Source organism: Campylobacter sp. RM10537 (genome assembly GCF_022369435.1).
Classification (GTDB): domain Bacteria; phylum Campylobacterota; class Campylobacteria; order Campylobacterales; family Campylobacteraceae; genus Campylobacter_D; species Campylobacter_D molothri.
Genome location: NZ_CP059597.1, coordinates 261,196 through 284,569, shown reverse-complemented (window position 1 = coordinate 284,569; position 23,374 = coordinate 261,196). Strand labels below are relative to the sequence as shown.

At 27.5% G+C, this 23,374-nt stretch carries 26 protein-coding genes and 1 pseudogene; 9 read left to right on the top strand and 18 right to left on the bottom strand.

Going from position 1 to position 23,374, the window contains the following annotated elements:
* Positions 1-53: 53 nt before the first annotated feature.
* Positions 54-508 (top strand): annotated as a pseudogene (locus CMOL_RS01495) (low molecular weight protein-tyrosine-phosphatase).
* A gap of 1 nt (position 509) precedes the next feature.
* Here CMOL_RS01495 and CMOL_RS01490 read toward each other — a convergent pair.
* From CMOL_RS01490 to CMOL_RS01470, 5 genes are all read right to left on the bottom strand, one after another.
* Complete coding sequence (locus tag CMOL_RS01490) at positions 510-1,367, bottom strand: 1-aminocyclopropane-1-carboxylate deaminase/D-cysteine desulfhydrase (RefSeq protein ID WP_239820448.1); 858 nt, start codon at positions 1,365-1,367, stop codon at positions 510-512.
* A gap of 11 nt (positions 1,368-1,378) precedes the next feature.
* Positions 1,379-2,332 carry an OmpA family protein gene (locus tag CMOL_RS01485; RefSeq protein WP_200280142.1) on the bottom strand — a complete coding sequence of 318 codons (954 nt, stop codon included), beginning with the start codon at positions 2,330-2,332 and terminating at the stop codon, positions 1,379-1,381.
* Positions 2,329-3,747 carry a MotA/TolQ/ExbB proton channel family protein gene (locus CMOL_RS01480; RefSeq protein ID WP_239820447.1) on the bottom strand — a complete coding sequence of 473 codons (1,419 nt, stop codon included), beginning with the start codon at positions 3,745-3,747 and terminating at the stop codon, positions 2,329-2,331. The genes CMOL_RS01485 and CMOL_RS01480 overlap by 4 nt, the downstream gene beginning before the upstream one ends.
* An 89-nt stretch (positions 3,748-3,836) precedes the next feature.
* A complete protein-coding gene (gene fbaA / locus CMOL_RS01475; RefSeq protein WP_239820741.1) occupies positions 3,837-4,901 on the bottom strand; it encodes a class II fructose-bisphosphate aldolase in 1,065 nt (354 codons plus the stop codon).
* 1 nt (position 4,902) lies between these two features.
* On the bottom strand, positions 4,903-5,724 hold the full coding sequence (locus tag CMOL_RS01470; RefSeq protein WP_200280136.1) for a peptidylprolyl isomerase: 822 nt from the start codon (positions 5,722-5,724) through the stop codon (positions 4,903-4,905).
* Between the two features lie 81 nt (positions 5,725-5,805).
* Here CMOL_RS01470 and nth point away from each other — a divergent pair, with 81 nt between their 5' ends.
* From nth to CMOL_RS01450, 4 genes are all read left to right on the top strand, one after another.
* Complete coding sequence (nth, locus tag CMOL_RS01465; RefSeq protein ID WP_200280133.1) at positions 5,806-6,429, top strand: endonuclease III; 624 nt, start codon at positions 5,806-5,808, stop codon at positions 6,427-6,429.
* Complete coding sequence (locus tag CMOL_RS01460) at positions 6,429-7,079, top strand: DNA/RNA non-specific endonuclease (RefSeq protein ID WP_200280130.1); 651 nt, start codon at positions 6,429-6,431, stop codon at positions 7,077-7,079. Before nth ends, CMOL_RS01460 begins: the two co-directional genes overlap by 1 nt.
* A 9-nt stretch (positions 7,080-7,088) precedes the next feature.
* Positions 7,089-7,730, top strand: a complete 642-nt coding sequence (locus tag CMOL_RS01455) for a trimeric intracellular cation channel family protein (protein ID WP_200280127.1) — start codon at positions 7,089-7,091, stop codon at positions 7,728-7,730.
* A 66-nt stretch (positions 7,731-7,796) separates the two neighbouring features.
* Entirely contained in the window at positions 7,797-8,003 is a 207-nt protein-coding gene (locus CMOL_RS01450; RefSeq protein ID WP_200280298.1) for an EexN family lipoprotein, read from the top strand.
* 2 nt (positions 8,004-8,005) lie between these two features.
* Here CMOL_RS01450 and cmoA read toward each other — a convergent pair whose 3' ends face one another.
* The 10 genes from cmoA to CMOL_RS01400 are packed head-to-tail and all read right to left on the bottom strand — an operon-like array spanning position 8,006 to position 17,135.
* Positions 8,006-8,710 (bottom strand): carboxy-S-adenosyl-L-methionine synthase CmoA, encoded by a 705-nt coding sequence (gene cmoA / locus CMOL_RS01445; protein WP_200280124.1) that lies wholly within the window; start codon positions 8,708-8,710, stop codon positions 8,006-8,008.
* A complete protein-coding gene (locus CMOL_RS01440; protein WP_239820446.1) occupies positions 8,707-9,552 on the bottom strand; it encodes a bifunctional riboflavin kinase/FAD synthetase in 846 nt (281 codons plus the stop codon). Before CMOL_RS01440 ends, cmoA begins: the two co-directional genes overlap by 4 nt.
* Positions 9,521-10,267 (bottom strand): 23S rRNA (cytidine-2'-O)-methyltransferase TlyA, encoded by a 747-nt coding sequence (gene tlyA / locus CMOL_RS01435; protein WP_200280118.1) that lies wholly within the window; start codon positions 10,265-10,267, stop codon positions 9,521-9,523. Before tlyA ends, CMOL_RS01440 begins: the two co-directional genes overlap by 32 nt.
* On the bottom strand, positions 10,264-11,238 hold the full coding sequence (locus tag CMOL_RS01430) for a hypothetical protein (RefSeq protein WP_239820445.1): 975 nt from the start codon (positions 11,236-11,238) through the stop codon (positions 10,264-10,266). Before CMOL_RS01430 ends, tlyA begins: the two co-directional genes overlap by 4 nt.
* Complete coding sequence (gene ligA, locus CMOL_RS01425) at positions 11,235-13,175, bottom strand: NAD-dependent DNA ligase LigA (RefSeq protein ID WP_200280112.1); 1,941 nt, start codon at positions 13,173-13,175, stop codon at positions 11,235-11,237. Before ligA ends, CMOL_RS01430 begins: the two co-directional genes overlap by 4 nt.
* A 1-nt stretch (position 13,176) precedes the next feature.
* Positions 13,177-14,319 carry a dihydropteroate synthase gene (gene folP / locus CMOL_RS01420; protein WP_200280108.1) on the bottom strand — a complete coding sequence of 381 codons (1,143 nt, stop codon included), beginning with the start codon at positions 14,317-14,319 and terminating at the stop codon, positions 13,177-13,179.
* A gap of 1 nt (position 14,320) precedes the next feature.
* Positions 14,321-14,926: a DNA polymerase III subunit delta' gene (locus CMOL_RS01415; protein WP_239820444.1), complete on the bottom strand. Its 606-nt coding sequence runs from the start codon at positions 14,924-14,926 to the stop codon at positions 14,321-14,323.
* A 3-nt stretch (positions 14,927-14,929) separates the two neighbouring features.
* Complete coding sequence (locus CMOL_RS01410; RefSeq protein WP_239820443.1) at positions 14,930-15,466, bottom strand: HobA family DNA replication regulator; 537 nt, start codon at positions 15,464-15,466, stop codon at positions 14,930-14,932.
* On the bottom strand, positions 15,463-16,665 hold the full coding sequence (locus CMOL_RS01405) for an aspartate kinase (protein WP_200280099.1): 1,203 nt from the start codon (positions 16,663-16,665) through the stop codon (positions 15,463-15,465). The genes CMOL_RS01410 and CMOL_RS01405 overlap by 4 nt, the downstream gene beginning before the upstream one ends.
* The gene (locus CMOL_RS01400; protein ID WP_200280096.1) at positions 16,665-17,135 is read right to left on the bottom strand and encodes an RNA pyrophosphohydrolase; all 471 of its coding nucleotides are present in this window, start codon (positions 17,133-17,135) and stop codon (positions 16,665-16,667) included. The genes CMOL_RS01405 and CMOL_RS01400 overlap by 1 nt, the downstream gene beginning before the upstream one ends.
* A gap of 103 nt (positions 17,136-17,238) precedes the next feature.
* On the opposite strand from CMOL_RS01400, the gene hemW reads away from it, so the two are divergent.
* The 4 genes from hemW to queA all read left to right on the top strand — a co-directional run bounded on the left by hemW (position 17,239) and on the right by queA (position 20,674).
* The gene (gene hemW / locus CMOL_RS01395) at positions 17,239-18,300 is read left to right on the top strand and encodes a radical SAM family heme chaperone HemW (protein ID WP_239820442.1); all 1,062 of its coding nucleotides are present in this window, start codon (positions 17,239-17,241) and stop codon (positions 18,298-18,300) included.
* A gap of 211 nt (positions 18,301-18,511) precedes the next feature.
* On the top strand, positions 18,512-18,913 hold the full coding sequence (tatB, locus tag CMOL_RS01390) for a Sec-independent protein translocase protein TatB (protein WP_239820441.1): 402 nt from the start codon (positions 18,512-18,514) through the stop codon (positions 18,911-18,913).
* 1 nt (position 18,914) lies between these two features.
* Entirely contained in the window at positions 18,915-19,646 is a 732-nt protein-coding gene (gene tatC / locus CMOL_RS01385) for a twin-arginine translocase subunit TatC (protein ID WP_200280088.1), read from the top strand.
* The gene (gene queA, locus CMOL_RS01380) at positions 19,646-20,674 is read left to right on the top strand and encodes a tRNA preQ1(34) S-adenosylmethionine ribosyltransferase-isomerase QueA (RefSeq protein WP_200280295.1); all 1,029 of its coding nucleotides are present in this window, start codon (positions 19,646-19,648) and stop codon (positions 20,672-20,674) included. Before tatC ends, queA begins: the two co-directional genes overlap by 1 nt.
* Here queA and lpxD read toward each other — a convergent pair whose 3' ends face one another.
* The 3 genes from lpxD to CMOL_RS01365 form a co-directional block, all read right to left on the bottom strand.
* Positions 20,675-21,628: a UDP-3-O-(3-hydroxymyristoyl)glucosamine N-acyltransferase gene (lpxD, locus tag CMOL_RS01375; RefSeq protein ID WP_200280085.1), complete on the bottom strand. Its 954-nt coding sequence runs from the start codon at positions 21,626-21,628 to the stop codon at positions 20,675-20,677.
* Positions 21,629-21,841: 213 nt separating this feature from the next.
* A complete protein-coding gene (locus tag CMOL_RS01370) occupies positions 21,842-22,285 on the bottom strand; it encodes a GatB/YqeY domain-containing protein (protein WP_200280082.1) in 444 nt (147 codons plus the stop codon).
* Between the two features lie 10 nt (positions 22,286-22,295).
* Positions 22,296-23,315 (bottom strand): bifunctional 3,4-dihydroxy-2-butanone 4-phosphate synthase/GTP cyclohydrolase II, encoded by a 1,020-nt coding sequence (locus CMOL_RS01365; RefSeq protein ID WP_239820440.1) that lies wholly within the window; start codon positions 23,313-23,315, stop codon positions 22,296-22,298.
* Positions 23,316-23,374 lie beyond the last annotated feature (59 nt).

Sequence of the window (23,374 nt, the reverse complement as noted above, 5' to 3'; positions counted from 1 at the left end):
ATTTTATTGTATGATAGTTTTTATAATTTTTAATTAAAACATAAGGAAAAAATGTGAAAAAAATAACCTTTATATGCTTAGGCAATATATGTCGTTCTCCTATGGCTGAATTTGTCATGAAGGATTTAATTAAAAAAAATAAATTAGAAGAATTTTTTTCGTTACCAGTGCGGGTACTTCAGGAGAGCACGATGGCGAAGGAATGCATTTTGGAACAAAAACCAAACTTGAAAGCCTTAATATTAAGCATCAAAATTTTAAGAGTAAAAAACTCACACAAAAACTCTGCAATGAAAGTGATTTTTTAATCACTATGGATAATTCTAACTTTAATAATGTTTTAAAAAAATTTAATAACGTTGAAAATAAACTTTTAAAAATGACTGATTTTGCTCCTGATTTAGGTTATAATGAAGTTCCAGATCCTTGGTATAGTAAAAATTTTGATGAAACATATAAAATTATTTCCTTAGCTTGTGAAAATCTTTTAAATTTTTTGAAAAAATAAATTAATTAAAACCCTTAAAAACATATCTTTGCAACATAGAAGAGTTTCCTAAAATTCCTCCTTGATGTATATAAAGTAAGGGTTTTTTCCACTTTCTTTGCAATACAACACTTAAACCTATCATATCATAAAGTAAATCAAATTCTATAGAACATTCTTGTTTGATTTCTTGATAGAGTTGGTAAATTTCTTTATAGGGTTTTCCAAAATGATATTTTTTATTTTTCTTTAAAATTTGTAAATTCTTAAAATTATAATCTTGTATTAATTCTAAAATCTGTTTTTTTAAATAATCTTCATCGCCAACACACGCACAAGTAAAAACTTTAAATTGAGAATGTTTAGCTAAAAAAGCAGCAGAAGTTCCTGTTCCAGATGGTAAAAAAATATCAAATTGCAAATTCAATTCCAAGCTTTGTTTTTTAATTTCATTTGCTAATTCCTTATAACCTTGTTCTGCGTTTAAATTGGCTATACCTTGTTCAATAAAAATATCATCTTTATTGCATAAAGATAATGCATATTCTTTTAAGTTATTATTAGTTTCTATAATTTCAACCCTATTTTTTAAAGCTAGAGCATAATTACTACACGGATTTTCTTTTAAATAGGATGGAATTTTTTTACAAATAAAAATAAATTTTATATTTCTTTTAAAACAAAAGAGACTAAGCGCAGCCATTGCATTGCTTTGAATACCGCCATAGCTAATAAAACGCTGATGTTTAGCATAAGTTTGAGCAAAATAAAAGGCAAGCTTTCTAGCTTTATTACCATTAATTTCTCCTAGTAAATCATCACGCTTTATATAAAATTCAAACCCTTTAAAATAAATTTTATCAATAGTAGATTTTAACATTTCATAAGATTTTAATGAAATTCAAAAAAATTTTCTACGTCTTTTAAAGCATTATCATTTTTAATACTAAATTTTATTTCTATGCGACGACTTTTATCTTTGTCTTCTACACCATTACTCATAATGGGATCAGAAAAAGATCGACCGCTTGCCATCAAAAGTTTTTGAAGTCTTGGATCTTTATAGAAACTATAAATAAAATTCATCACTTCATAAGCTCGTTTTTGAGATAAATCTAAATTATAAATATAAGATCCATCACTGTCTGTATGTCCCTCAATAATGATATTTTCAATGTTAGATAAAATCTTTGGATCATTCATAATCGCATCAAAATATTCGCTTAAAATTTTTCTTAATTTTGCTTTTGCTTCATTTTTTAAAACATAAGAATCTTTATCAAATAAAACCTCAGCAGGCAAAGAAATTGCCCCTGTTTTATCATTAATTGTAATATTATTATCAAGTTTTTTTTGTAGTTCCTTGCTTAAATTCTCACGCATAAGACCTAAATTTTGAATTTTTTCTTTAGCTTGATTAAATTCTTCTTTTAAACTAGCCAATTCTTCATCTTTTTTTTCAAGCTGTCCAAGCAAAATAAGAATTTGCTTATCTTTATTATCAAGGGTTGAATTTAAATCCTGACTTAATTGTTTATAATTAGTTATATTTGCTTCAAGTTCTGCTTTTTGCAAATTTGCAAGATCTAAGGCACTTGAGGCATTGTTTAAATCAGAACTTAGCTTAAAAACTATTGCTTCTTTATTTTTTAATTCTTGTTTGCTTTCTTCTAAGCGCGCTTCTTGTTTGGTTAAGCTATCTTTAATTTCTTTTAAATCACTCTGGGTTAAAACATATTTAACCACAATAGCACCTATGAGTAAAATAAAAACAAAAAGCAAACCAGCCATTAAATCAGCATAAGCTATCCAAAAATTATTATCTTCTTTAAAATCATTTTTCATGATTGATTTTCTTTGCTTGTTTTTTCCAAATCTACTTCTTTTTCTTGCTCATTTTCTTGAGTAAAATCTGACTCTTCTATATTTTTATTTTTGTTAACATTGGCTTCTTGTTCTTCTACTTCTTTACCAATTTTTTTGATCATTTCATTAGTTTCTTCATTTAGATCTTGAATTTCTTTTTTAAATTCTCCCATCATTTTAATTTTTTCATCGATATTTTTTTCTTCTTCATATATTTCTTTAAATTTGTGCATTCCCTCAAAAAGACTTGTTTTAAAACCTTCAAAAATCTTTTCTTGACTTTGAAGCATTTCTTGTTCATAAAGTTTAAAATTATGACTAAAACGTTCCACTTCGTCTGTAAAAATACCTAAAGTTTTATCAAAATGTTGAATTTTTTCATTACTAATATCCAATAAACGATTGTATTGTTCTGACATACGCATATTAACTTCTTTAAGATTTTGATTAAGCATACCAATACCATTAAGCATTTCGCTATACAATTTACCAAGATCTCTTTGATCTCTTTGTGCTCTGCTTAACTCTCCCATAGTTTGTTTAATATGCTCCCCGCTTAACCTTATAGCTTTTTCTTCAACATTAATCATATCTTGGAAAATTTTAAATTTTCTATCGATTGCATGATCAAGTTCTGCAAAAAAATCCTGATTGCTTACTTGTTTAAAAATAGCACCAATTTTTTCAAAATGTTGTAAGCTTTCACTCAAATATCTTTGATCAAGTTCTTCTTTTGTCCAAAAAAATCCACTCGTAGAATTTTTTTGACGATTTAATAAACGTTCAATCTTACTTTTGCCAAATTTCTCAAAAAAAATCCACCAAAGAGCTAAAAAAATACCGTAAATTGAAACATAAAAAGCAGTCCCTACTCCACTTAATAAGTTTGCAATTTCTTGCTCTAAAGCCGCTGTATTACTAGAACTAAAATCTGGCATAGAAATTGCAATGCTAATAAAAGTTCCCAAAATTCCCATCATAGGAAATATAGCCGAACCTATACTTGCAAAATTTTCATTTCTAGTTTCTTTAATATAACTATAAGCAAAATCATCGAAATTTGCATTTGATTTAGTATCTTTGCCTATAGCAAGAAAATGTTTCATAATATATCTTTTTAAAGCTTGCTTAAATTCATCTTTCTGCTGCTCAAAAATACTATAGGCGTATTCAGAATTATGGCGTGCAAAAATAAGGGCTACAAAAAAAATAATTCCTGTCATAATAACCGTATGTAATTCGACTTCAAAATTAATAACGTGAAAATAACCTAGCAAAATCAAAAAATAAAGCAAAGCAGGAATAAAAATAATCTTTAAATAAACAAAATATCCTTTTCTTTCTTTGCTCTCAGGCAAAATAAGTTCTGCAATTTCATCCGATTTTACTTCCATAATAAACAATCCCTAATAAAAATAAAATTTTACTTTAAAAATTATTTAAAAAATAATCTTTAAACTAAAATAAAAACTAAGTATAAAACTTAGTTTTTATTGATACAATTTAAATTCTCAAAAGCAATTTCTAAACGCTTAATCATATTTTCTTCACCCGATCTTAGCCATATACGTGGATCATAGTATTTTTTATTTGGTTTATCATCGCCTTCTGGATTTCCAATTTGACCTTGCAAATAAGCATGATTTTTAGCTTCATACTCACGAACTCCATCCCAAAAAGCCCATTGAGTATCTGTATCAATATTCATTTTAATCACGCCATAGCTTACTGCATCTTTAATATCTTTTAATTCACTTCCACTTCCACCATGAAAAACAAAATTAATCGGCTTATCATTATTTAGTCCAAATTTATCTTTTATAAATTTTTGAGAATTTTTCAAAATTTCAGGTTGCAAGCTTACATTTCCAGGCTTATAGACCCCATGTACATTACCAAAACTTGCTGCAATTGAAAATTTATCGCTAATTTTTCCAAGTCTTTCATAAGCAAGAGCTACATCTTCAGGCTGAGTATAAAGTTTAGCATTATCAATACCTGTATTATCAACTCCATCTTCTTCTCCACCCGTGCAACCAAGTTCTAACTCAAGACAAATCCCTAAAGTGTCAAGTTTTTTTAAATACTCTTCACAAGTTCTTAAATTGTCCTCCAAGCTTTCTTCACTAAGATCAAGCATATGGGAACTAAATAAAGCTTGTCCGTGATTTTTCTTAAATTCTTCATTTGCCATAATCAAGCCATCTATCCAAGGTAAAAGCTTTCTCGCAGCATGGTCAGTATGCAAAATAACTGGAACTCCATAAGCTTTAGAAAGCAAATGAACATGTTGAGCACCACTAACAGCACCTAAAACATCTCCGTTAGAACAATTTTTTCCGGCATAAAATTTAGCACCCCCATTAGAAAACTGAATAATTACGGGAGAATTTACTTTTTTAGCAACCTCTAAAACTGCGTTAATAGAATTTGTTCCAACAACATTAACAGCAGGGATTGCAAATCCCTCTGCTTTGGCATACTCATAAACTTTATTAAGCTCGCTACCGCTTATAACTCCTGGTTTAACTATATCTAAAACACCCATTTTATTTATACTCAACTTTAGCACTATTTAAAAGTTCTTGACCTTTTTGATTCATTACCTTCTTAAATTCTTCAAATTTAAGTCCATTTTCAATACCTTGTTTTACATCTTCAAATTTAATTTGCTCTCTTGGATGTGAATTTTCTTTTAAGATAATATGATATCCAAAATTTGTTTTTACTGGAGTTGTTGTAATGGTACCATTTTTAAGTGCAAAAGCTGCATCTGTAAAAGGTTTCACCATAGTTGATTGGTCAAACCAACCAAGCTCCCCACCTTGATTTTTTGAACCTGGATCTATAGATTTTTCTTTAGCAATTTGACTAAATTTATCTTCTAAGGCCTTGCCTTTTAATTTTTTAAGCTCATTAATAATTTCTTTAGCTTCTTTTTCACTAGAAACTAAAATATGTCTTGCTTGAACTGAAGCAGGTTTTACATATTTATCTTTATTTTGCTCATAAAAAGCTTTAACTTTAGCTGGATCTATCTTAATAGAATTTAAAATTTTTTCTTGATATACATTAACCAAGATGCTTTCTTTTGCACGATCAAGCTCTTTCATATAGAGTGGATCTTTTTCTAAATTTTGTTTTTTGGCATCTTGTAAAACTAAATCTTGAATGATATATTGTTGTAAAAGAATCTTTTTTTGATTATCAGGTAAAGTTTTAAAATCTTGACCTCTAAGCATAGGAGCAAAAAAATCATTTACCTCAGTATCGCTAATATTTTTACCATTTACGGTAGCTATTGTAGCTGCATTTGCACTTAAAGCTACACCAAAAAACAAAGTTGCCGCGACTAGAGAAATTTTTTTCATCGAGTTTCCTTTTTAATTAAAATATAAGATAATTCTATTATATCTCAACTTGGTTTAAAGCAAATTAACTAAAATAAAAAAATGAAAAGAAATTTACAAATTAAAGAACTTTTTTTAAAAAATTTTGATAAGCCTGTAACAGAATTGAAATTTAAAAATCTTTACGAGCTTATAGTTTGTGTGATGCTTTCAGCTCAATGCACTGATAAAAGAGTGAATTTAATCACTCCAAATCTTTTCAAGGCTTATCCGGATATTAAAAGCTTAGCAAATGCTAATTTATCAAGTTTAAAAAGCTATATTCAAAGTTGTTCTTTTTTTAACAACAAAGCACAAAATCTTATCAAGATGGCAAAAGCTGTTTGTGAAAATTTTAATGGAGAAATTCCCTTAAATGAAAAAGATTTGAAATCTTTAGCAGGAGTAGGACAAAAAACCGCTCATGTTGTTTTAATTGAATGGTGTGGAGCTAATTTTATGGCTGTAGATACTCATGTTTTTAGAGTTTCTCATCGTCTAAATCTCAGTAAAGCAAAAACCCCAGAAGCTACAGAAGAAGATTTAACACGCATTTTCAAAGATAATCTTAATTATCTTCATCAAGCTATGGTACTTTTTGGAAGATATACCTGCAAAGCAAAAAAACCTCTATGTAAAGAATGCTTTTTAAGTCATCTTTGCACTAGTAAAGATAAGGAAATTTAATGAAATTACTCACTTTGATATTTTTGTGCTTTTTTAATGCATTTGCTCTTCAATCTTACATACCTAATAAAGATTTTTCATCCTATTTTAATTCTTTTAACTGTTCTCAAGTTTTAAATAAATTTTTTTATATCAATTGTTATGATTATTCTTTAAAGGGCACAAAGGCAGTTGCTTACAAAGTTGAATCCTCTAATTTAAAAATGAAACAAATTAAAAAACGACCACGTTTTGAAGATGATACCAATATTCCTAAAAAATACCGCACCACTTGGAGCGATTATAAACACAGTGGATATACTCGTGGACATACGGCTTCAAATGCTTCATTTCGTTTTAGTAAAGCTGCTCAAAATTCAGTTTTTTTAATGAGTAATATGACTCCACAAAATGAGCAAATTAATGCTAAAATTTGGAATGAAATTGAACAAAGAGAAAGAGAATTGGCTTTAAAATTTCAAAGTGTAGAAGTTTTAAATCTTGTTCTTTATGATAAAAATCCAAAACGAATAAAAAATAACATTGCAATACCTAGTTTTTATGTTAAAATCATCCAAACTCCAAAATTTAAAGAATGTTATCAGGTTCCAAATCACGAAGTTGTTGATGAAAAAATTAATCATTATAAAATTTCTTGTGAGCAGTTTTAAGGAAAAAGAATGGATTTAAATGAATTAACAATAACTGCACTTTATATTATAGGAATTTCAGCAGAAGGAATGACAGGTGCTTTAGCGGCAGGAAGACATAAAATGGATCTTTTTGGGGTTATGTTTATAGCCTTAGTTACTGCTATAGGTGGTGGGAGTATACGCGATGTTCTTTTAGGACATTATCCGCTTACTTGGGTGAAACATCCAGAGTATATACTTTTAGTTTGTTTTTTTGCTCTTGCAGCAACTAGAATTCCTAGTATAGTAACAAAATTAGAATCTTTATTTTTAACACTAGATGCTATAGGACTTGTTGTTTTTAGCATACTTGGCGCACAAATTGCTATGAAATTAAATTATGGTTTTATTATTGCTATTGTAGCAGCTGTGATTACAGGTGTCTTTGGTGGCATTTTAAGAGATATTTTTTGTATGAGAATTCCACTTGTATTTCAAAAAGAAATTTATGCAGGCATTGCTATCATAACAGGCGCACTTTATTATCTTTTAATAATGTGGTTACAAATTCATACCCTTCTTTGCACTTTGGTTACTTTATTTATAGGAGTTATCTTAAGACTTTTAGCTATTAAATATCAATGGGCTTTGCCTGTATTTTCTTACAATGAAAAAGAAATTAATCATTAAATATAATTAAAAAATTTTATTGCTATAATAACTAAAAAGGATAATATAATGATTTTTTTTATTCAAATGTTGTTTTTATTGATTACAAGTATTATGTTTAACGCTTGCGAGCAAACAAAAAGCGTAGAATACTATAAAACTCATCCACAAGAAGCCAAGAAAAAAAGCGACGAATGCAGACTTAAATCTATTATTAGTCAAGATTGTGTCAATGCTTTTAGCGTAGCTATACCTAAAGAAGATTGGGATGATAATGAAAGTTTAAGAAATTAATTCTATTTAAAAGCTATAAAACTTTCAAAATTTGCCCATTTAAAGATACTTTCTATTTTTTTAAATCCTGCGTTTTCAAGCATAGAAATATTTTCCTTCTCACTATAAGGAATTAAAATATTTTCTAAAGCTTCCCTTTTTGCAGCAATCTCAAATTTGGAATATCCTTGACTCTGTTTATAATCAGCGTAAATTTCAATCATATTTTTAGATAAAAATGCATCTTCAAAAAGTATTTTTTCACTCATTAAAAAAATACCATTTTTATTTAAATTTTTATAAATTTGATTTACGAGCTCTTGTCTTTTTGGAGGCCTTATAAATTGTAAAGTATAATTTGAAATAAAAATATCACTATTAAAAAAGTTAAATTCGCACAAATTACCTTCAATAAATTCTATATTTAAGCCATATGCACTTGCTTTTGATTTTGCTATTTCAAGCATAGGTAGAGAATTATCTATTCCAAAAAAGCGAAAATCTTTCCTTAAACTAGCTAAAAAAATTAAAAAATTAGCACTAGAGCAACCTAGATCGCAAACTTTAACACCATAGTTCGCGATCTTTGCAATTAATTTGGCGCAAAGTTCTAAATTTTCTTTATAAAATGGCACAGAACGACTAATCATATCATCAAAAACACTAGCCACATTTTTATCAAATTCAAACTGTTTTTTTTGATTTTTTTTAAAAATTTCATCTTTCATTTAGAATCCTTCAAATAATTTTTAGCCATTTGTATATCTTTGGAAATTTGTTTTTTTAATTGTATTAAATCTTGAAATTTACAATTTTCCCTTAAAAAAAATATAAATTGAATTTCTATTATTTCCCCCAAAGCAACTTTTTGATTAAATTCTTCTAAAATATGACTTTCTATAGCAAATTTTCCATCACTAGAGCGTAATCCTAAAAAACTCACGCTTTTATAAATTTTATCTTTTATTTGAGTTAAGGTAGCATAAACACCCTCTTTAGGTAAAACATAATTATCACATTTTAAATTTAAAGTTGCATAAAGTTCTTTTGAACCAAGCCCCTGTCCTTTAACATGTTTGCCTTTTATAGAATAATTTCTTCCTAAAAGAAGATTTGCTTTTTCAATTTTACCTTTAGCTAGAAATTCTTTAATTAAACTTGTATGCACACTTAATCCATCAATACAAAATTCATCCACTATGATTGTTTTTATTCCGCTTAATTTTTCTATATCTTTGGCTTTATAAGCTTTATTTTTACCAAAACAAAAATCATAACCAACAATAATGCATTCTAAAGAAACAAATTCTTTTTTTAAAAAATATAAAAATTCTTTACCATCTAAATTTTTAATACTTTCAAAATCAAGATTTATAATTTGCTTTTTTGATAAAATTTGCTTTTCTTTATGGGTGCAAAGCTTTCTACCTAGAAATTTATCTATGATTAACATCGCACCAAATTCATCCAACAAATCTATAAGCTTTTGATGTCCTAAATGCAGACCATCAAAAGAACCAATAGCTAAAGATTTTATCTTATTTTTTGCTGTAGTGGTAAAAATATTCAATATTGCCCTCCTTTCCTTTTATCTTAGACTCTTCGCAAGTTTTTAAAACCCATCCTAAACGGATACAGGCTTTTTCAAATTCTTTTTTTGCTTTTTGAATTTCTTTTTCATCTTTAACAACGCCTTTTTTACTTCTTTTTGCATTTTTTCCAACTTCAAATTGAGGCTTAAAAAGTAAGATTATGTCTTTTAAAGCCAACTCATCAATATAAAATATTAGATGATGCAAAGAAATAAAACTCACATCACAAGTAATAATTTCAAATTTTTCCTCACTTTTAAATACCCTTAAATCTGTATTTTCAACGATTTTAATTTTGGTATTATCTCGCAAACTAGGATGAAGTTGATTATCTCCTACATCCAAAGCAACAATTCTTAAAGCTTGTTTTTCAAGTAAAATTTGCACAAACCCACCTGTACTAGAACCCACATCTAAACAAATTTTATTTGATATATTTATATCTTTATCTTCTAAAAAACTTTTTAACTTAAAAGCAGCTCTTGAAACATAAGTTTTACTTAAAAGTTCTAAAACTAATTCTTTGGAAGATAAAATCTCTTCTTGAGATAATTCTTGATTAAGTAAATTTTTAATATCAAAAGAAGGTTTAAATCTTTTTAAATTGAGTAAAATTTCTTCATTTTCTATAAGCTCTAAAGCTTTATTTCTACTGATATTTAATCGCTTTGCTATAAAAATATCATATCTCATTTTAAACTCTCATTAAGAGATTTTTGCAAATCTTCTTTTTCTTTAGAAAACCACCATATACCAATTTCAAAAGTATTTTTATTTAAAATTTCTCTTATTTGTTTTAAATTATTATCCCATTTAATTTTATCTTCTTTTAAAGCACTTAGATTTTGCTCCTTTAATAAAGAAAAATTATCTATCATTGTTAAAATTTCTTTATGATAAGATTTTATGTTTTGATTTTTACTTTCTTTGGAAAAAAATAAGGCTATTAAAATTACAAAAGAACATATAAATATATAAATTTTATTTCTTTTAAAAGCAAAATTATAAAGATAGGAAATAAAAAAACAAAATATAAAAAAATTAAAAAAATCAAAAATAAAATTAAAAATTCTAAACCAAAAAATTCCAAAATAAGATAAAAAATATTCTTTTAAAACATTGACAATAGCTAAAAACTGAGAAATTAAATCAAAGATTAAAAAATTTGAATTTTTGTAATAAATTATATTTTGATAAAAATCATGTAAAGTAAATATTGCCTTAGTGATAAAAAAAAGACCAAAAATACTATAAAAAAGCGCTGTAAAAAAACTTGATATCAGGATAATAATAAAATCAGTATAAGCATTATCAACCAATTGAAAATAAAGTTTTTTTTTGAAAAAAACCAATAGTAAAGGTAAAATAATAAATAAAAAAATATAATCTTGTTTTTGAGATGTTAATAAAATTAAAGATAAAGAAAAAATAGCAAATAAAGCTACAAAAAAACTTGCAATATAAATATATAAATTCCCAGAAGTGATTTTATACGCTAAACTATTTTTAACTAACACCGCCTCTTTTATAATACTTTTTCTAAAATTCAAAAAACTAAAAAATTCCTTAAAAAAGGCATAAAAAATAAAAATTAAAAAAACAAAAGCATAATCAAAAAATTGCCATGTTAAAATAAAAGCAAATAAAGCTAATAAACTAATCATTTTATTAATTCTTGAAAATCACTTTCATTGATACACTTGATGCCAAGCTCTTTTGCTTTATGTAATTTAGAACCAGCCTCTTCTCCAAAAAGCACAAAATCTGTTTTTTTAGATACAGAGCTACTAACCTTTCCACCTAATTTTTCTATTAAATTTTTAAAATGATCTCTTGATTTAGAAAGCGTTCCAGTTATTACAAAAGTTTTTCCTAAAATAATACTGTCATCTTTAATCTCTAATTGCTCTACTTTTAATTTTAAAATGTGATAAAACTCGCAAATTCTAGTTTGATTAACACGAGTAAATTCACATAAACTAGTCGCCATTTGCTCTCCAAAACCCTCTAAATTTAAATAAGATTCAAAATTTTGCTTATACCAATCTAAACCGAAATTTGAACTTAATTTTTTAGCCGCCACTTCTCCTATATGTTCAATTCCCAAAGCTGTGATGAAACGAAATAATTCACACTCTCTTGCATTGTCTATAGCATTTAAAATATTATTAATTTTTTTCTGTTTAAAACCTTCTAAATCTTCAAAATCTTTATATTTCAAAGAAAAAATACTCTCAATGGTTTTAATTTTTTTATTTTTATACAAAAGTTCGATTATATTTTCACCAAGCCCATCTATATTTAAGCACTTTTTAGAAACAAAATGTATGATTGAATTTAAAAGTCTATCGGTACAATCTATATTTTGACACTTTATAAGTGTTCCTTCATCCAAAAGCTCACTTTGACAAGTAGGGCAAAACTTAGGACGTGAAACATTAAGCTCCAGACCATCTCGTCTTTCTTTGAAAACCTTAGTGATTTTAGGTATAACATCTCCACTTCTTATAACACTAACAAAATCATTGATTTTTACATCCAATCTTTCAATTTCATCAAAATTATGTAAAGTGGCAGATTTTACCACAACCCCATCTAAATTTACAGGCTCTAAAACAGCAACAGGAGTGATCACGCCGCTTCTTCCTACTTGTAAATTAATCCCGATTAAACGTGTCGTTTTTTCAAGAGCTGGAAATTTAAAAGCTGCCATAAATTTTGGAAATTTAACCGTATAACCAAGCTCTTTACAAAGTATCAAATCATCAACTCTAACTACCATACCATCCATCATCATAGGTTTTTGATCTCTTAAAGATAAAAGTTCTTTATAGGAAAACAAAACCTCATCCAAATCTTTACAAAGCCTAACAAAATCATCTTTTAAAAAACCTAGTTCTCTGATAAAATTCATAATTTCGCTATGTTTTTTAAAATTTAAAGAATTTTCACCAACCCCCCAAGGATAAAATTTTAAATTTCTTTCTTTAGTAATTCTCGTATCAAGTTGTCTTAAACTTCCACTTGCTGCATTTCTTGGATTTGCAAATAAACTTTGGTTTAATTGGGCTCTTTTTTCGTTGATTTTTTCAAAATCATCTTTTAAAATCACAACTTCACCGCGAATCTCGATTTTTTCTTTATAAGAAATTGTTTTAGGAATATTATCAATCTCAAAAACATTTAATGTAATATCTTCCCCTAGCTCTCCATCTCCTCTTGTAGCACCGCTAATTAATTTACCATTTTCATAAAGTAAATTTAAGCTCGCTCCATCAAATTTTGGCTCTATAAAAAAATTATTTTCACATTTTGCACGCTTTGCCCAAGCTCTTAATTCTTCTTCATTAAAAACATCTTCCATGGACCACATACGACTTAGATGAGTGATTTTTTTAAATTCACTCTGTATAGTAGGAGCTATTTTTTGTGTTGGTGAGTTAGGTGAAATATCATTTTCATTTTGACTTTCAAAAGTTTTTAATTCTCTAATTAAAGCATCATATTCCTCATCGCTTGCCAAAGGCTCATCTTTTTCATAATAAGCCTTCATCCATTCATTGGCTAAAGCTACTTTTCTTAAATAATCTTCTTTAGTCATCCTATACTCCTATATTTTTCATAGCACTTGCTAAAGCAAAAAGTTGTTGATGTTCATACAAATCATGTACTCTTATAATACTTGCCCCATTTTCAAAAGCTTTTAAATGCAAATACAAAGTTCCTGCTAAACGATCTTTAATTTCACTCGGAAAATAAGCATTTATCACGCTTTTTCGACTTGCGCCTATAAGTAAGGGCTTTTTAAATTGCAAAAAATGTTCTAAATGTTTGATTAAAATCATATTATGTTCTGCACTTTTTCCAAAACCAATTCCAACATCTAAAATACTTTCTTTTACTCCATATTTATCTAAAATTTCAAGTTTTTCTTTAAAAAATAAACTAATTTCATCAAGCACATCTTCATAATAAGGATTATTTTGCATAATACTTGGTTCCTTTTGTATATGCATTAAACAATACTTCGTTTTATATTCACTTGCAAGCCTAGCTAAATTTTCATTTTTTAAACCAGTAATATCATTAATCAGCTTAAAACCTCTATCTAAAGCATATTTCAAACAAAACTCATCAAAACTATCTAAGCTAAAAATACTTTTTTCATAATATTTTTTTGAATAAATTAAATCAAGGATGTTTTTAAGCCTTTTAAATTCTTCCTCTCTTCCACAATAATGACTCCCAGGTCTTGAGCTTACCGCACCAATGTCTATATAATCAGGATTTAAAGCTAAAATTTCATTTAATTTTTTTTCAAAATTATCTTTACTGGCACGACTATTAGCATAAAAACTATCTTCATTAATATTCATAACTACCATGAGCTCAACTTTTTCAGGTTTAAAAAAGTCTTTTTCTAAAAAGAGAGCTAATTTTTTAAGCCCAAAATCTTGAAGTTTTTCCTTTGATATTAATTTTTGAATTTGTTCTTTTGTTGCCATTAAAAGAGCATTAGAATGAGTTATTTTGGCTGTAATAACTTCCTTGTGAGTTACTAATTCAGCCCCAACCCTCAAAGCATCTTGCTTTAAAATATTTGCAGCTGCTATACTTAAATTTTTAATCAAGACAAAATGAATTTGCGTCTTTTGACTCATAATTTTTCGCCCGAATTGATGAGGGTTTATAAAAGAACAAATTATATTAAAATCAGTATCAGGGTTGATTTTATAAAATTTCATTTTATTTCTTTGTATAAAAATTAAGCAAAAGCGTAGCCAAGATTAAAGAACTTTTAGAATTAAGCTTTGCCAACTCATAACTTTCATAAAAAAATTCAAGTTCTTTCTCATTAAAATCTTTTATTTTAACCATTTGCTCAGTTAAAAGAATAATTTTTTCCATGAGTTCATTTTTATCTAGATTTTCATTTTCTTGTAAAAATTCAAACAATATTTTCAAATCCATTTTATTCAAATCTAAATTTAAATGGTTTTTTGTTTTTTTTGTATTACGCTTTTCACATATAAGACGCGATTTAATCGTAGGTAAAAGTAAATTTTTAGAAGGTACAACTATAAGGAATTTAATATTTTTAGGAGGTTCCTCAAGAAGCTTTAATAAAAAATTTTGCGCTTCTATTCTAAAATTGTGTGCCATTAAAATAATAATTTTTTCATCAACTTCTGCTATATAACTTTCTTTTTCAACCAATCTTGCATCATCAAGTAAAAAATCGCTTGCTGGAATTTTAGGAATAAATCTTAAATGCTTATATCCGTATTTTTCAATCATTTCCTCTTTAATACGCTCAAAATCTTCACTGATTAAAATCTTACTTGTAAACACAAATTATCCCAAACCAACCTTAGAAAATAAAATTGCATCTAAACTTAAATCTAAAAGCTTATAAAGGCTAATAAGTTTAATATCAAGATCTTTGTCTTTAGAATTAAGAAAAAAGCTATTTTGCAATTGCTCATCAAAAAGCCATAATAAACTATCATTTTTAGATTTAGCTATCAAGGATTTTTCATCCATAGTAGATCCTATATAAAAATATACATAACCATTAGGAAAAGTAATATCAAGTAAATCATTAAGTAAAGCAATTTCTTCAGCTTTTTGTATCTTTTTTTTGCATAAAGAATTTAAAGATACAAAAGGCAACATAGGACGATTTGTTTTTGTATTAATATTTTTTAAAAAATATTCTTCATACCAAGATCTTTGCTCATCACACATTAATACAAACGTACGTCCTTCAAGTAAATATTTAAGCTTGACCTGCATTAAAGGTGCCCACTCTAAACGACGAGATTCCATCCACGCCATAAAAGTTCCGCCACTGCGTATATTTTCAAGTGTAAAGCTTAAAAAATCACTCATTTATCAAGCTCATAACATTCATGCAGCGCCCTTACAGCAAGTTCTCCATATTTTTCATGCACTATCATGGAAATTTTAATTTCACTAGTAGAAATCATACCTATATTGATATTTTCATCTGCTAAAGCCTTAAAAGCTTTACTTGCTACCCCAGAGTGAGATTTCATTCCAACACCAACTATAGATACTTTTACTACAGCACTATCGCTTTCTACTATAGTATCTGAGTGTAAAATTTTCTTTATAGCATTTTTAGCTAATTCTAATTCGTTTTGAGGTACAGTAAAACCTAAATTGGTTGCTCCATCCACTCCGACATTTTGAATAATCATATCTACATTAATATTTTCATCCGCTAAAATAGAAAAAATTTCAGCTGCAATTCCTGGTTTATCTTCTACATTTCTTAAAGTTACTCTTGCTTGATTTTTATCTAAAGCAATACCACTAACTAAAGCTTGTTCCATTCCATCCTCTTTTGTTATATTTGTTCCTTGATTATTATTAAAACTACTTCTAGTAACTAAATTTACATTTAACTTTTTAGCAAGCTCAACCGAACGATTTTGCAAAACTTTAGCACCTAAACTTGCAAGCTCGAGCATTTCTTCATAAGAAATTTTATCAAGCTTTTTAGCTTTAGGTTCTATACGCGGATCGGTTGTGTATACTCCATCAACATCAGTATAAATTTCACACAAATCAGCATTTAAAGCTCCAGCTATAGCAACAGCACTCAAATCACTCCCACCGCGCCCTAAAGTAGTTACATTACCCTCTTTATCAACACCTTGAAATCCAGCAATAACAACTATTTTTCCTTCATTTAAAGCTTTTTTTATAGCATCGGAATCAATATAAGAAATTCTAGCTTTAGTAAAAACACTATCTGTAATAATACCTGCTTTTCTTCCAGAAAATGAAATAGCATTAAATCCTTTTTCATTTAAGGCAATAGAAAGCAAAGCGCTTGTAACACGCTCTCCACTACTTAAGAGCATATCCATATCTTTACCATTAGGATTTGAGCTAAAATATTGTGCTTGTTCTATGAGAGTATTAGTAACTCCACTCATAGCAGAAACTACAACGACTAATTGATGTCCTTGTTTTACACTCTCTATAACACGATTTGCAACCGCATCAATGCGTTCTAAGCTACCAACACTCGTTCCACCATATTTTTGAACTATAAGCATCAGATATAACCTTTCTCTTCAAAATACTTCAACACCTTAATATAAATATTTTTTTTAAAATGATGGATCATTTCAAAAACTTGTTTCACCTCAACAAATTGATAAGCGCTAAATTCGGGATGTTTTGTTTGTATATTGATTTTAGAATTATCCTTTAGACGTACTAAAAAATATTTTTGAATTTGTCCATCATAAGGATACATTTTTTGAGCAACTCTTTCAGGAAAATCATAGCTTAACCATTCTGGATATTCAGCAATGATTTCAACCTCATCAGTGCCGATTTCCTCTTTAAGCTCCCTTAATAAAGCATTTTTAGTTTTTTCACCTTCATCAATACCACCCTGTGGAAATTGCCAAACATTATCCATATCGCTTCTTTTTGCTATAAAAATTTTACATTCCAAAGGATAGTGACTTGACAAAACAATAGCCGCAACATTTGGTCTATATTTTTTTTCTTTTTCCACTTTTTTCTTCCTTAACCATCTTAAGTAATTATTTTAACTTAAATCAAATCAAAATTTGATTAAAATTAGTAAAATTTAATTAAAATTATTGCTTGGATTATTTATGCATTTTTATATTCATATTCCTTTTTGCGAAAGCAAATGTCATTATTGTGCTTTTACAAGCTTAAAAAAAGAAAATTATGAAAAATCTTATTTTAAGGCCCTAGGTCATGACATAAATTTTCATCTTAAAAAATTTAAAATCCATTACAATCAAATAAAAACGCTCTTTATAGGTGGTGGGACACCAAGTTGCATTCAGGCAAGTAGCTACGAACATATCTTTAAAATTTTATATCCTTATCTAGCCAAAAATGCTGAAATTTCATGTGAAGCTAATCCTAACTCAGCATCATTAAATTGGCTTAAAGCTATGAAAAACATAGGAGTTAATCGCATATCTTTTGGAGCACAAAGTTTTCACTCTGAAAAATTAAAATTTCTTGGAAGAATTCATAGTCAAGATATGATTTTTAAAGCTTTAGAAAACTCACATAAAGCAGGATTTTCTAATATTAATTTAGATCTAATCTATGACACTAAAATGGATAATAAAAAAATGCTCGAATTTGAACTTTCAAATTTAGAAAAAATCAAACCCCTAATTACTCATTTAAGTGCATATAATCTAACTATAGAGCCAAAAACTGCTTTTGCTAAAAAAGAAAATTTTAAAAAAAATGCTCCCAATCTAATGAAATTTTTTATTCAGGAGATAATAAAACTTGGCTTTTTTCAATATGAAATCAGCAATTTTTCTAAAAATAAAAATTCAATATGTAAACACAATTTGGGATATTGGAAAGGCAAAGATTATATAGGGTGTGGTTTAAGTGCAGTAGGATTTCATAAGAATCAACGTTTTTATACAGCTAAAAATTTAAAATCTTATATAGAAAATCCTACTTTTAGAAATATAGAAAAACTAAATCCGCAAGATTTAAATTTAGAGCATCTATTTTTAGGACTTAGAAGCATAATAGGTATCCAAGAAAAAAAATTAAATTTTAAACAAAGAGAAAAAGCTAATTTACTCGCAAAAGAAAAAAAATTAAATTTTAAACAAGGAATTTATTACAATCCTAATTTTTTAATTAGTGACGAACTTGCTTTATATTTTTAAATAATGTTTTTTGTAATTTTATCCTTCGCTTGTAAAAATTAAATTGATATATTCTAAAAAATTCTATTTAAATTTTAGAAATTTAAAAATAACCTACAATACTTAAGTCTTATTTTAATTTCTAAGCAATATTTCAATACAATTAATTTTAAAGTAATTAAAATTAATGTAAAATTATCCTTTATTCCTTAAAAAATTAAAGAAGTCATAGATGAGTTTTGGTGAGATTATAATTATTTTAGTGGTAGCAATTTTAGTTTTAGGGCCTGATAAGCTTCCAGAAGCCATTGTGCAAGTAGCTAAAATTTTAAAGGCTTTAAAGAAAAATATTGATGATGCAAAATCAAGCATAGAAAAAGAAATTCGCATTAATGAACTCAAAGAAGAAGCCAAAAAATATAAAGATGAATTTTCTTCAAGCAATCAAAACATAAGAAAAAAACTTAGCTTTGAAGAATTTGATGATCTTAAAAAAGACATTTTAGAAAAAACCAAAGTGGATTTAACTTTTGATAGTAGTAAAAATAATATATCACAAAATCTTAGTGGACAAAATTTAAACTCTGATGAAAAGCCCAAACTTACTTCACTAGAAGAAAAAATGGAAAAATAAGATGTTTGAAGAATTACGACCTCATTTAATTGAACTTAGAAAACGTCTTTTTATCAGTGTTGTTGCTATTATTGTATTGTTTTTAATATGCTTTAGCTTTCGTAATTATATTTTAGAAGTTTTAAAAGCTCCTCTTGTAGAAGTTTTACCTGAATTTTCAAAACACATTAATGTTATTGAAATGCAAGAGGGATTATTTACTACTATTAAAGTAAGTTTTTTTGCAGCTTTTGTTTTTGGCATCCCTATTATTTTTTGGCAGTTTTGGAAATTTGTTTCACCTGGACTTTATGATAATGAAAAGCGTCTTGTAATTCCTTTTGTAAGTTTTGCAAGCATTATGTTTGCTTTAGGAGCTTGTTTTTGTTATTTTGTTGTCGTACCCTTAGCCTTTAAATTTTTAATCAATTTTAGCGTTAATGAAGGTTTTAATCCTGTTATTACTTTAGGAACTTATGTTGATTTTTTTATTAAAGTTATTATAGCCTTTGGCTTAGCTTTTGAAATGCCTGTTATTGCATTTTTCTTTGCAAAAATAGGTTTAATTGATGATTCTTTTTTAAAACGTCATTTTCGCATTGCTGTTTTGGTTATTTTTATTTTTTCTGCCTTTATGACACCACCTGATTTTTTATCTCAATTTTTAATGGCCGGACCTCTTTGCGGACTTTATGGACTCTCTATTTTAATTGTTCAAAAAATCAATCCAGCCTCTAAAGAAGAAACAGAGTGATCAAGCAAGATTTGATTCTCTCATCTTATGATTATCATTTACCTCAAGAGCTTATAGCAAATTATCCGATAATCCCTAAAGAAAATGCTAAACTTTTAGTTTATGAAAGAAAAAATCAAAAGATTTTTCATACCAACTTTGCTAATTTAAAAGAAATTTTACCAGATTGTGCTATTTTTTTTAACGACACAAAAGTTATTAAAGCAAGAATTTATGGAAAAAAATTAAGTGGAGGAAAAATAGAACTTTTTTTACACCAACCCTTGCTAAATTCAAAAAAACCAAGTTTTATAGTTCAAATTAAAGGGCGCGTAAAAATTAATGAAATTTTACATTTTGAAAAAAACTTAATAGCAGAAGTTATTCAAATTTTAGAAGATGGAATGCGTCAAGTTTGTTTTTATCAAAATGATAAAATATTAAACACAAATGAACTTTATGAACTTCTTGATAAAATAGGACATATTCCCTTACCTCCTTATATCAAAAGAGCAGATAACACTGATGATATTAAAGATTATCAAAGTATATTTGCTAAAAATTTAGGCGCAGTGGCTGCTCCTACAGCAAGTTTACATTTTAGCGAAGATATGATTTGCGATTTAAAGAAAAAACATGAAATTTATCATCTAACTTTACATGTAGGTGCAGGTACTTTTAAAAATGTGGAATGTGAAAATATACAAGAACATAAAATGCATAGTGAATTTTTCAATATCCCAAAAAAAGCTTGTGAGATTATTAATTCAAAAAAGCCTATTTTAGGTATTGGAACCACTGTAACAAGAAGTATAGAATATTATGCAAGAACACATAAAGAAAATGGATTTTGTGATCTATTTTTACATCCTAATAATCCACCTATAAGACAAAATTATCTTTTAACTAATTTTCATTTACCTAAATCGACTCTTATTATGTTAGTCTCATCTTTTATAGGTAGGGAACAATGTTTAAAACTTTATGAGTTGGCCATAAAAGAAAAATATAGATTTTACTCTTATGGCGATGCTATGCTTATTTTATAATTATTCTTTAAATTTTATAGCTATCTTAGCTTGGAGCTTAAGCCAATCTTTTTGAAGCATAATAGGAAAACCTCCATAAACTCTACCCCCTTCAAGATTTTTGCTTACTCCACCTCGTGCTGCTATTGTGCTAAAATCTCCTATTTTTAAATGGCCACTTGTAGCACTTTGACCACCCATAACAACATTTCTTCCTAATTGGCTTGAACCCGAAATTCCAGTTTGAGCCACAATAATACAATTTTGTCCTATATCGCAATTATGTCCTATTTGAACGAGATTATCTACTTTAGTTCCTGCTTTAATAATCGTACTATCAAAAACAGCTCTATCAATTGTTGTGCAAGCTCCAATTTCTACAAAATCTTCCAAAATAACATTACCATTGTGATAAATTTTATAATGTTCTCCATTTTTATTATGTGCATAACCAAAACCATCACTTCCTATAACACAATTTGCTAAAAGATGGCATTTTTTTCCAATTTTAGTATCATTATAAATCACTACATTAGGATGAATTATACTTTCATCCCCTATACTGACATTATCGCCGATATAAGCACCAGCCATAATAACTACATTTTCCCCAATATTAACATTGTTGCCTATATAAACATTCGGCATAATTTTAACACTCTTGGCAATATTTTGTTTTTTTTCTTTAACTTGCTCAAACAAAGGTTTTGCAAAAAGTTTACTTAAAAAAGCAAAACTCAAATGTGGATTTTGAGTGATTAATACTTTTGTATCCTTAGGAACCAAATTTTCATGTTCTTTGCTTACTAATATTGCAGCAGCTCCAGTATTAGGAATATCTTTAGCATTTTTTTCCCCATCGCAATACGTTAGTTCTGTAAAATTTGCTCTTAATAAAGAATTTAAAGCAGTAATTTCAATATCTTCATCATAATATTCCAAGCTTAAAAATTCTGCTATTTCTTTTAATCTCATCTTTAACTCCATTAAAATAAATATTTCAATTTGTTTATCGATATATATTTTTAATTTACCCTAGTGCTTATTTTAACAAAATAATACCATTGTAAGCTTTATAAATAGCATCAAATTAAAGAAATAATTATCAACTTTAATTCTCTTAACTCTTTATAATACAAAATTATCTATATTAAAGTAAATTGTATTTTTAAAATTATTTAAAATATTTTAGCTTAAAATTGCCCTTAATGCTTCATTTAATCTTTTTCCATCAACCCTTGCTCCAAATTCCTCCTTGGCTTCTTTCATAACAAGTCCTTGTTCTTTCAAAGAATTTACCCCTAATTTTTCAATTATTTTTTTTAATGATGATTTTAATTCTTCATCGCTTAATTGCTTTGGTAAATAAATTTCAAGAATAGCAATTTCATCATTTTCTTTTTGAGCTAAATCCTCTCTTTTGCCTTTAATATAAATATCTGCTGCATCTTTTCTCTTTTTTATTTCACCAATAATAATCTTAAATATTTTTTCATCATCAAGAATTATTCTTTGATCAATTTCTACTTGTTTTAAAGCTGCATTTAAGGTTCTTAAAACATCTCGCTTAAAATCATTTTTTTGTTTCATTGCCTCTTTAATATCATTTAAAATTTGCTCTTTAAGTGTCATTTTGCCCTTTCTAATTAAAATTACAAACTTTAAGATTTAGTCCAAAACCTTCTAAACCTATATAATCTTTATCGCAACTTTGAGATAAAAGCTTAATCTCTTCTATTTTAAAATATCTTAAAATTTGAGCTCCTATACCATAATTTTTAAATTGAGTTACACTTGATTTTTCCCCTTGCATAAAAACAATCACACCACTGTTTTCATATAAAAATTTAATTTGTTCTAAAAGTTTTGAAAATTTATCCGACGTTAAAAGCTCAAAATCACTTCCGCTAATATGAAATTTAACATTGGTACATTTTTGAATTTCTCCAAAAGAAAACACAATGTGTTGTATATGATTATGATCAGTAAAAACAAATTTTTTAGCTTTAAAACCTGCTAAAAAAGTATCACTTTGTTCTTTTAAGGTAATAAGGCTTTCATGTTTTAATCTATATTCTATGATATCAGAAACTGCAATCATATTAAGATTATGTTTCTCGCAAAATTTTTCCAAATCCTCTCTGCGTGCCATATCTCCATCATCTTTAACAATTTCACAAATCACACAAGCTTCTTTTAATCCCGCTAAACGACAAAGATCTACAGTCCCTTCTGTATGTCCTGTTCTTTCTAATACTCCTCCGCTTTTAGCAATTAAAGGATTAATATGACCAGGTCGAACAAAATCTTCTACTTTTGCTTCATCATCTGCAAAAATTTTTATAGTCATATCTCGCTCATAAGCACTTACACCAGTTTTAGCTTTTTTAGCATCTACTGTGATTGTAAAAGCGGTTTCATGATTGGAAGTATTTTGCGGCACCATCAAATCAAGATTAAATTTTTTAGCAATTTTATCCGCAAGTGCCACACAAACAACACCTCTAGCCTCTTTTATCATAAAATTAACTTTTTCTTTTGTGCTAAATTGAGCAGGAAAAATTAGATCTCCTTCATTTTCTCTATCTTCTGCATCAACCATTACAAGCATTTTGCCTTGTTTTAAATCTTCAATAGCTTGCTCAATGCTTACAAATTTCATTTGTTATTCCTCAATTTTTATTAATTTTAGTAAAAATTATAGCTTTATTTGCTTGACAA